Here is an 8,078-nt window from a genome sequence, read left to right on the forward strand (position 1 = left end):
ATCTGCCTTATTTTTCGACACTCGCCATTCCGCTTCTGATTGGGGGCTTTACTTCATCAGCTGCGCGGCCAGCTGATTGTGTCGGTAGAGCACTTTCGGCAGGTCGATAACCGCTAATTCCCCTTTGCGCACCACGACCCTTCCATTGATGACGCTGTAGGCCACCGGTCCCGGATTGCAGAAGACCAGCGCCGCGACCGGATCGTGCCCTGCCCCGGCCAGCCCCAGTCGATTAAGGTCGAATATCGCCAGATCGGCCTGCATGCCAGGGGCGATGGCGCCGATATCATCACGGTTCAGCACCTTCGCGCCGCCGCGCGTCGCCAGCTCCAGCGCCTGACGCGCGTTCATTGCGTCGGGGCCGAAGCCGACCCGCTGCAGCAGCATCGCCTGGCGCACCTCGCCGATCATATCGCCGCTGTCATTAGAGGCGGAGCCGTCTACGCCGAGCCCGACGTTAACGCCGGCGTCGCACATCTGCCGTATCGGCGCGATACCAGAGGCGAGCCGCATATTAGAGCAGGGACAGTGCGCCACGCCGGTGCCGGTGCGCGCAAACAGCGCGATGCCGCGATCGTCAAGCTTCACGCAGTGCGCATGCCAGACGTCATGCCCTACCCAGCCGAGGTCCTCGACATACTGCGCCGGCGTCATATTGAACTTCTCGCGGCTGTAGCGGATGTCGCTCTCGTTCTCCGCCAGATGGGTGTGCAGCGAAACGCCGTAGTGACGCGCCAGCGTGGCGGACGTTTTCATTAGCTCGCGGCTGACGGAAAAGGGCGAACAGGGCGCCACCACGATACGCACCATGGCGCCGCGACGGCTGTCATGGTAGCGCTCAATCACCCGCTGCGTATCTTCCAGGATGTCGGCCTCTTTCTCCACCAGGCTGTCCGGCGGCAGCCCGCCCTGCTTTTGCCCCACGCTCATGCTGCCGCGGCTGGCGTGAAAGCGCATGCCCATTTCCGCCGCCGCGTCGATACTGTCGTCGAGCCGGCAGCCGTTGGGGTAGACATAAAGATGATCGCTGGTGGTGGTGCAGCCGGAGAGCATCAGCTCGGCCATCGCCGTTTGCGTCGAGACATGGATCATCTCTGGCGTCAGCTTCTGCCAGATGGGATAAAGGTGGGTCAGCCAGTTAAACAGCTCGCCGTTTTGTACGGAAGGCACCACGCGCGTGAGGCTCTGATACATGTGGTGATGCGTATTGATCAATCCCGGTACGACGATGTGCCCTTTTAGATCGATGATCTCATCAGCATGCTGCGGCAGTGCTTCAGCCGCGCCAACCGCTTCAATCCTCTCTCCTTTGATATAGATACTGCCGTTGCGGATCTCCTGACGCGCATCATCCATACAGACCACGACTTCAGCGTTCTTCAATAACAGTGTCCGTTGCATCCCCTGACCCTTTTGCTGCAATGAGTGAGGGGTCGATAGTATCGTCTCTTTTTTCGCCATGCTAACAGAAGGGATCGCTGCCAGTAGTGGCACGGTCAGCAGAGAGCGACGTATGCGGTCTGGGGTTTCCTTTTTCACACGACTCATCCTTGTTCATGATAAACAGATACGCGGCATCGCTGCCGCCACATAAGCTCAATCATTATCAACAAGTCATCCGGTGATATTTTGACCAATGTCGTAAACAAGGGCAGATTACAGGCAAAAAAAAACCCCCTGCCGAAGCAGAGGGTTTCTCTAGAAAAAACCGTTCTTATTACAGAACCGCTTTCTCTACAACGCGAACCAGAGTCCAGGATTTGGTCTTGGACAGCGGACGGGTTTCGCGGATTTCAACCACGTCACCAATACCGCATTCGTTGTTCTCGTCATGGATGTGCAGCTTAGTCGTACGCTTAATGAATTTACCGTAGATCGGGTGTTTCACGAAACGCTCGATAGCGACAACAGCAGATTTCTGCATTTTGTCACTAACAACACGACCTTGCAGAGTACGGATTTTATCGGTCATTACGCACCCGCCTTCTCAGTCAGTAAAGTCTTAACGCGTGCAACATCACGGCGAACCTGTTTCAGCAGATGAGTCTGCTGCAGTTGGCCAGATGCTGCCTGCATGCGCAGGTTAAATTGCTCACGCAGCAGATTAAGCAGCTCAGTGTTCAGCTCTTCAACGCTTTTTTCACGCAGCTCTGTTGCTTTCATTACATCACCGTCTTAGTAACAAAGGTGGTTTTGATAGGCAGTTTTGCTGCTGCCAGCTTGAAGGCTTCACGGGCCAGCTCTTCTGGTACGCCGTCCATTTCATACAGGACTTTACCAGGCTGAATCAGGGCAACCCAATACTCCACGTTACCCTTACCTTTACCCATACGCACTTCCAGCGGCTTCTCGGTGATCGGTTTGTCCGGGAATACACGGATCCAGATCTTACCTTGACGCTTAACTGCACGGGTCATAGCACGACGTGCTGCTTCGATCTGACGAGCAGTCAGACGACCACGGCCAACAGCTTTCAGACCGAAAGTACCGAAGCTAACATCCGTACCCTGCGCCAGACCGCGGTTGCGGCCTTTGTGCACTTTACGGAATTTTGTACGCTTTGGTTGTAACATCAGCGACTCTCCTTACTTACGGCCTTTACGCTGCTGCTTTTTAGGTTGAGCAGCCGGTTCCGGTTGTTCAACAGCAGCCATACCACCCAGGATCTCGCCTTTGAAGATCCATACCTTAACGCCGATTACACCATAAGTGGTGTGCGCTTCAGAGGTGTTGTAGTCAATGTCAGCACGCAGAGTGTGCAGCGGTACGCGACCTTCGCGGTACCATTCGGTACGTGCGATTTCCGCGCCGCCCAGACGGCCGCTAACTTCAACTTTGATACCTTTCGCGCCCAGACGCATGGCGTTCTGAACAGCACGCTTCATCGCACGACGGAACATCACGCGACGCTCCAGCTGTGAAGTGATGCTGTCAGCAACCAGTTTCGCGTCCAGTTCCGGCTTACGGACTTCGGCGATATTGATCTGTGCAGGGACGCCCGCGATGTTCGCGACGACCGTGCGCAGTTTTTCTACGTCTTCACCCTTTTTACCGATAACGATACCCGGGCGAGCGGTGTGAATGGTCACACGGATGCTCTTCGCCGGACGCTCGATAACGATGCGGGATACAGACGCTTTAGCCAGTTCTTTTGTCAGGAACTGACGAACTTTAAAATCGCTGTCCAGGTTGTCAGCGAATTCTTTGGTGTTCGCAAACCAGGTAGAGTTCCATGGTTTTACAATACCCAGGCGAATACCATTAGGATGTACTTTCTGACCCATTGCTAGTCTCCAGAGTCTCAGCGATCGGACACAACCACAGTAATGTGGCTGGTGCGCTTCAGGATGCGATCTGCACGACCTTTAGCACGCGGCATAATGCGCTTCATGCTCGGGCCTTCGTCTACGAAAATTTTCGCGACTTTCAGATCGTCGATATCAGCGCCATCGTTGTGTTCGGCGTTAGCAATGGCAGATTCCAGGACCTTCTTAACCAGTACAGCAGCTTTCTTGTTGGTGTAGGTCAGAATATCCAGAGCCTGCGACACTTTCTTACCGCGAATCAGGTCAGCAACCAGGCGAACCTTCTGAGCAGAAGAACGAGCATGGCGATGTTGAGCTAAAGTTTCCATCTCTTCCTCCTACTTATTTCTTCTTGGCTTTCTTATCTGCAGCGTGGCCGCGATAAGTACGTGTCGGTGCAAATTCACCCAGCTTGTGGCCGACCATTTCGTCGGAAACAAAGACAGGAACGTGCTGACGACCATTATGGACAGCGATGGTCAAACCGATCATGTTAGGGAAGATCGTTGAACGACGGGACCAGGTGCGCAGGGGCTTCTTGTCTCCGCTTTCCACCGCTTTCTCTACCTTCTTCAGCAAGTGCAGGTCAATAAAAGGACCTTTCTTGAGAGAACGTGGCATGGCTTATCCTCTAAAATTATTTGCTACGGCGACGTACGATAAATTTATCAGTACGCTTGTTGCTACGGGTCTTCTTACCTTTGGTCTGCACGCCCCACGGAGTGACCGGGTGCTTACCAAAGTTACGACCTTCACCACCACCGTGCGGGTGATCGACTGGGTTCATCGCGGTACCGCGAACGGTCGGACGAACACCACGCCAGCGAGTTGCACCAGCTTTACCCAGAACGCGCAGCATGTGCTCAGCGTTGCCGACTTCGCCCAGGGTCGCGCGGCAATCAGCTTCGATTTTACGCATTTCGCCTGAACGCAGACGCAGGGTAACGTAGGAACCTTCACGCGCAACGATCTGCACGTAAGCACCAGCAGAGCGAGCGATCTGACCGCCTTTGCCCGGCTTCATTTCTACGTTATGCACGGTAGAACCCACCGGGATGTTACGCATCGGCAGGGTGTTGCCTGCTTTGATCGCAGCATCAACGCCAGACTGAATCTGGTCGCCGGCTTTCAGGCCTTTAGGGGCCAGGATATAACGGCGCTCGCCGTCTTTGTACAGAACCAGTGCGATGTTCGCAGAACGGTTCGGATCGTACTCAAGACGCTCAACAACTGCCGGGATACCATCTTTGTTGCGTTTGAAGTCAACAATACGGTAAGCCTGCTTGTGACCACCACCGATATGACGGGTAGTGATACGACCATTGTTGTTACGACCACCGGATTTGCTGTTCTTTTCGATCAGCGGGGCAAAAGGTTTGCCCTTGTGCAGCTCAGGGTTTACCACTTTAACGACGTGGCGACGACCCGGAGATGTCGGTTTACATTTAACAACTGCCATTGTCTTTCTCCTCCGACTTACTCAGCGCCGCCGACGAAGTCCAGATTCTGGCCTTCCTTCAGGGTGACGTAAGCTTTTTTCCAGTCGCTGCGACGACCGATACGCTGTCCGTGACGCTTAGTTTTCCCTTTAACAACCAGGGTGTTCACGTCTTTAACTTCTACTTCGAACAGTTTTTCAACAGCAGCAACGATCTCTGCTTTGGTCGCGTCTTTCGCAACTTTGAGAACGATGGTGTTGGTTTTTTCCATCGCAGCAGACGCTTTTTCAGATACGTGCGGCGCGCGCAGTACTTTCAGCAGACGTTCTTCACGGATCATGCCAGCATCTCCTCAACTTGCTTAACTGCGTCAGCAGTCATAACGACTTTGTCGAAGGCGATCAGGCTAACTGGGTCGATACCCGCTGCATCGCGCACGTCAACCTTGTACAGGTTACGCGCAGCCAGGAACAGATTCTCATCCAGTTCACCGGTGATGATCAGCACGTCTTCCAGCGCCATGTCTTTCAGTTTCTGTACCAGCAGCTTGGTTTTCGGTGCTTCTACAGAGAACGTCTCGACAACGATCAGACGATCTTGACGTACCAGTTCGGACAGGATGCTTTTCAGCGCGCCGCGGTACATCTTTTTGTTAACTTTTTGACTGTGGTCCTGCGGACGCGCAGCGAAGGTCACGCCACCTGAACGCCAGATCGGGCTCTTTACAGAACCTGAACGCGCACGGCCGGTGCCTTTCTGACGCCACGGCTTTTTGCCTGAACCAGTTACTTCAGCACGCGTTTTCTGCGCGCGGGTACCCTGACGGGCGCCTGCAGCGTAAGCAACAACAACCTGGTGAACCAGCGCTTCGTTGAAATCACGACCGAAGGTAGTTTCGGAAACAGTCAGCGCGCTCTGCGCGTCTTTCAGTACTAATTCCATTGCTATCCCCTTACGCCTTCACAGCTGGTTTAACGATCAGGTCGCTACCGGTCGCACCCGGGACAGCACCTTTCACCAGCAGCAGGTTGCGCTCAGCGTCAACACGTACCACATCCAGGCTCTGAACGGTTACGCGCTCATTACCCAGCTGACCTGCCATTTTCTTGCCCTTGAACACTTTGCCCGGAGTCTGGTTCTGACCGATAGAACCCGGAACGCGGTGAGAAAGGGAGTTACCGTGGGTAGCGTCCTGGGTACGGAAGTTCCAGCGCTTAACGGTACCTGCGAAACCTTTACCTTTAGAGGTACCGGTTACGTCTACTTTTTTAACGTCAGCGAAAATTTCAACACTGATGCTCTGACCTACAGAGTACTCTTCACCTTCAGCGGTGCGGAATTCCCACAGGCCACGGCCAGCTTCAACGCCAGCTTTAGCAAAATGACCAGCTTCAGGTTTGGTCACACGGTTCGCTTTTTTCGCACCGGTGGTAACCTGGATTGCCTGGTAACCATCGTTCTCCAGGCCTTTGACCTGAGTAACGCGGTTTGCTTCAACTTCGATTACGGTTACTGGGATTGAAACGCCGTCTTCAGTGAAGACGCGGGTCATGCCCACTTTTTTACCGACTAAACCAATCATTGTATCAACCTCTCAATCGCTCGATGACCTGATTAACCCAGGCTGATCTGCACGTCTACACCGGCAGCCAGATCCAGACGCATCAGAGCATCAACGGTTTTTTCAGTTGGCTCAACGATGTCTACCAGACGCTTGTGAGTGCGGATTTCGTACTGATCGCGCGCATCTTTGTTAACGTGCGGAGAGATCAGAACGGTGAAGCGCTCTTTGCGAGTCGGCAGCGGGATCGGACCGCGAACCTGCGCACCAGTGCGCTTGGCAGTCTCTACGATTTCCGCGGTTGATTGATCGATCAGACGATGATCAAACGCTTTAAGACGGATACGGATTCTTTGGTTCTGCATGAGACCAGAGCTCCAAACTTTTTATAGACGAAAAAAATTACTACTCGCACCCATTACGATTGATGGGGGAGTGTAATCGTTCAGCATATAACTCCACAGTTGGGAGTATTGTCAGGCGACCTAACATGCTGCCGCCTGCGATTCAGCTCGAATCGCGCTCGCCAATATCGGCAAGCCCGCGCATTATACGTAAATCTGCTCAGGAAGCAACCCGTGTTCTGTTTTTAACCCTGTTTTCTGCTGGCATTATTGCGGCGAGGCGGTAACGAGGAGAGTTTGAGGCGGGGGAAGTCAGCTAGCCCGCTGAGCGTCGGCTGGCGACGAAAGCGGGCGGGCTTATACGATTATTCACAGCTTGATTACTCTTCTTCCCGGATTTGCGCCTGCAGGTAGTTCTGGATGCCCAGCTTAGTAATGAGGTCGAGCTCGGTTTCGATCCAGTCGATATGGTGCTCTTCATCCGCGAGGATTTCGATCATCATGTCGCGGCTGACGTAGTCGTGCACTTTATCCGCGTAAGCGATCGCCTCGCGCAGGTCTTTCGCCCCTTCCAGCTCGAGCTGCAGATCGGCGCGCAGCATCTCCTCGACATCTTCGCCAATGCGCAGCCGCCCTAAATCCTGCAGGTTGGGGATCCCCTCAAGAAACAGAATGCGCTCGATATATTTATCGGCGTGTTTCATTTCGTCGATGGATTCGTGGTACTCCGTGTCGTTGAGGCGCTGCAGGCCCCAGTTTTTGAACATTCGCGCATGAAGAAAGTACTGATTGATGGCAACCAGTTCATTTCCCAGCAATTTATTGAGATGGCTTATGATTTTAATATCGCCCTTCATTTTGCTTCCTCCGCTTCCAGTTAAATAACAGCGTAGATGCGGATAAAAAGAAGTCAAAAAAACGCGACAAAATATGGGGGTATTGCCCGTCAGGCAATCTCTTTATACAGCGGGGCGTGCTGCAGCTCATCTTCCATAATCTCGCGCGCCACGCGAATGCACTTGCCGCACTGCTTCCCGACTGGAACCAGCTGGCGCAGCTGTTGGATAGATTTTGGCTGATAGCGGCGAACCGCCTCACGGAGGGCTTTATCGCTGACGGCGTTACACAAACAGACGTACATTTACTGCTCACCTCGATCAATTAATGATCAAAGCTTAAATGAGAATAGTTTTTATTTCAAACCCAGGCTTAGTAGGGATAAGCCGTCGCGCTGGCAGCAGGCAAAAAAAAAAGAGCACCGAAGTGCTCTCTTTCTGCTCTGGTGGCCCGAAGGCCACCTCGCTAACGCAATTAAGCGATAACTTCAGCAACAACGCCCGCGCCAACGGTACGGCCGCCTTCGCGGATTGCGAAGCGCAGACCCTGGTCCATCGCGATCGGATGGATCAGAGTAACGGTCATTTTGATG

General features: G+C 53.7%; 15 protein-coding genes. All 15 read right to left on the reverse strand.

Translation table 11 applies throughout. The features are described from left to right. Positions 1 to 48: 48 nt before the first annotated feature. A complete protein-coding gene (locus tag B2J69_RS00165) occupies positions 49 to 1,401 on the reverse strand; it encodes an 8-oxoguanine deaminase (protein WP_081134619.1) in 1,353 nt (450 codons plus the stop codon). Positions 1,402 to 1,717: 316 nt separating this feature from the next. Beyond that, complete coding sequence (gene rpsQ, locus B2J69_RS00170; protein WP_081134621.1) at positions 1,718 to 1,972, reverse strand: 30S ribosomal protein S17; 255 nt, start codon at positions 1,970 to 1,972, stop codon at positions 1,718 to 1,720. Beyond that, positions 1,972 to 2,163 (reverse strand): 50S ribosomal protein L29, encoded by a 192-nt coding sequence (gene rpmC, locus B2J69_RS00175; protein WP_025902044.1) that lies wholly within the window; start codon positions 2,161 to 2,163, stop codon positions 1,972 to 1,974. The genes rpsQ and rpmC overlap by 1 nt, the downstream gene beginning before the upstream one ends. Beyond that, the gene (gene rplP / locus B2J69_RS00180) at positions 2,163 to 2,573 is read right to left on the reverse strand and encodes a 50S ribosomal protein L16 (RefSeq protein WP_002438716.1); all 411 of its coding nucleotides are present in this window, start codon (positions 2,571 to 2,573) and stop codon (positions 2,163 to 2,165) included. The genes rpmC and rplP overlap by 1 nt, the downstream gene beginning before the upstream one ends. A 12-nt stretch (positions 2,574 to 2,585) precedes the next feature. Beyond that, positions 2,586 to 3,284 carry a 30S ribosomal protein S3 gene (rpsC, locus tag B2J69_RS00185; protein ID WP_009087585.1) on the reverse strand — a complete coding sequence of 233 codons (699 nt, stop codon included), beginning with the start codon at positions 3,282 to 3,284 and terminating at the stop codon, positions 2,586 to 2,588. A gap of 17 nt (positions 3,285 to 3,301) precedes the next feature. After that, the gene (rplV, locus tag B2J69_RS00190) at positions 3,302 to 3,634 is read right to left on the reverse strand and encodes a 50S ribosomal protein L22 (RefSeq protein ID WP_002919773.1); all 333 of its coding nucleotides are present in this window, start codon (positions 3,632 to 3,634) and stop codon (positions 3,302 to 3,304) included. 13 nt (positions 3,635 to 3,647) lie between these two features. Next, positions 3,648 to 3,926 (reverse strand): 30S ribosomal protein S19, encoded by a 279-nt coding sequence (rpsS, locus tag B2J69_RS00195; protein ID WP_001138115.1) that lies wholly within the window; start codon positions 3,924 to 3,926, stop codon positions 3,648 to 3,650. Between the two features lie 16 nt (positions 3,927 to 3,942). Then, complete coding sequence (rplB, locus tag B2J69_RS00200) at positions 3,943 to 4,764, reverse strand: 50S ribosomal protein L2 (RefSeq protein ID WP_033752967.1); 822 nt, start codon at positions 4,762 to 4,764, stop codon at positions 3,943 to 3,945. Between the two features lie 17 nt (positions 4,765 to 4,781). Then, a complete protein-coding gene (rplW, locus tag B2J69_RS00205; RefSeq protein ID WP_033752969.1) occupies positions 4,782 to 5,084 on the reverse strand; it encodes a 50S ribosomal protein L23 in 303 nt (100 codons plus the stop codon). Further along, positions 5,081 to 5,686 (reverse strand): 50S ribosomal protein L4, encoded by a 606-nt coding sequence (rplD, locus tag B2J69_RS00210; protein ID WP_033752971.1) that lies wholly within the window; start codon positions 5,684 to 5,686, stop codon positions 5,081 to 5,083. The genes rplW and rplD overlap by 4 nt, the downstream gene beginning before the upstream one ends. A 10-nt stretch (positions 5,687 to 5,696) precedes the next feature. Beyond that, positions 5,697 to 6,326: a 50S ribosomal protein L3 gene (gene rplC, locus B2J69_RS00215; RefSeq protein ID WP_033792404.1), complete on the reverse strand. Its 630-nt coding sequence runs from the start codon at positions 6,324 to 6,326 to the stop codon at positions 5,697 to 5,699. Between the two features lie 32 nt (positions 6,327 to 6,358). Next, complete coding sequence (rpsJ, locus tag B2J69_RS00220; protein WP_001181005.1) at positions 6,359 to 6,670, reverse strand: 30S ribosomal protein S10; 312 nt, start codon at positions 6,668 to 6,670, stop codon at positions 6,359 to 6,361. Between the two features lie 359 nt (positions 6,671 to 7,029). Continuing rightward, positions 7,030 to 7,506 carry a bacterioferritin gene (gene bfr, locus B2J69_RS00225; protein ID WP_081134624.1) on the reverse strand — a complete coding sequence of 159 codons (477 nt, stop codon included), beginning with the start codon at positions 7,504 to 7,506 and terminating at the stop codon, positions 7,030 to 7,032. A gap of 89 nt (positions 7,507 to 7,595) precedes the next feature. Further along, complete coding sequence (bfd, locus tag B2J69_RS00230) at positions 7,596 to 7,790, reverse strand: bacterioferritin-associated ferredoxin (RefSeq protein ID WP_081134626.1); 195 nt, start codon at positions 7,788 to 7,790, stop codon at positions 7,596 to 7,598. Positions 7,791 to 7,960: 170 nt separating this feature from the next. Continuing rightward, the coding region (locus tag B2J69_RS00235; RefSeq protein WP_081134628.1) for an EF-Tu C-terminal domain-related protein at positions 7,961 to 8,078 on the reverse strand (118 nt) is incomplete at its 5' end.

This window comes from Pantoea latae (genome assembly GCF_002077695.1).
GTDB lineage: Bacteria > Pseudomonadota > Gammaproteobacteria > Enterobacterales > Enterobacteriaceae > Pantoea > Pantoea latae.

Bases quoted from the DNA above. Each gene is read 5' to 3' on its own strand.
- rplB (WP_033752967.1), bottom strand. From the start codon at position 4,764: ATGGCAGTTGTTAAATGTAAACCGACATCTCCGGGTCGTCGCCACGTC.
- rpsC (WP_009087585.1), bottom strand. From the start codon at position 3,284: ATGGGTCAGAAAGTACATCCTAATGGTATTCGCCTGGGTATTGTAAAA.
- rplP (WP_002438716.1), bottom strand. From the start codon at position 2,573: ATGTTACAACCAAAGCGTACAAAATTCCGTAAAGTGCACAAAGGCCGC.
- B2J69_RS00165 (WP_081134619.1), bottom strand. From the start codon at position 1,401: ATGCAACGGACACTGTTATTGAAGAACGCTGAAGTCGTGGTCTGTATG.
- rplC (WP_033792404.1), bottom strand. From the start codon at position 6,326: ATGATTGGTTTAGTCGGTAAAAAAGTGGGCATGACCCGCGTCTTCACT.
- rpsJ (WP_001181005.1), bottom strand. From the start codon at position 6,670: ATGCAGAACCAAAGAATCCGTATCCGTCTTAAAGCGTTTGATCATCGT.
- rplD (WP_033752971.1), bottom strand. From the start codon at position 5,686: ATGGAATTAGTACTGAAAGACGCGCAGAGCGCGCTGACTGTTTCCGAA.
- rplV (WP_002919773.1), bottom strand. From the start codon at position 3,634: ATGGAAACTTTAGCTCAACATCGCCATGCTCGTTCTTCTGCTCAGAAG.
- rpsQ (WP_081134621.1), bottom strand. From the start codon at position 1,972: ATGACCGATAAAATCCGTACTCTGCAAGGTCGTGTTGTTAGTGACAAA.
- rpsS (WP_001138115.1), bottom strand. From the start codon at position 3,926: ATGCCACGTTCTCTCAAGAAAGGTCCTTTTATTGACCTGCACTTGCTG.
- rplW (WP_033752969.1), bottom strand. From the start codon at position 5,084: ATGATCCGTGAAGAACGTCTGCTGAAAGTACTGCGCGCGCCGCACGTA.
- bfr (WP_081134624.1), bottom strand. From the start codon at position 7,506: ATGAAGGGCGATATTAAAATCATAAGCCATCTCAATAAATTGCTGGGA.
- bfd (WP_081134626.1), bottom strand. From the start codon at position 7,790: ATGTACGTCTGTTTGTGTAACGCCGTCAGCGATAAAGCCCTCCGTGAG.
- rpmC (WP_025902044.1), bottom strand. From the start codon at position 2,163: ATGAAAGCAACAGAGCTGCGTGAAAAAAGCGTTGAAGAGCTGAACACT.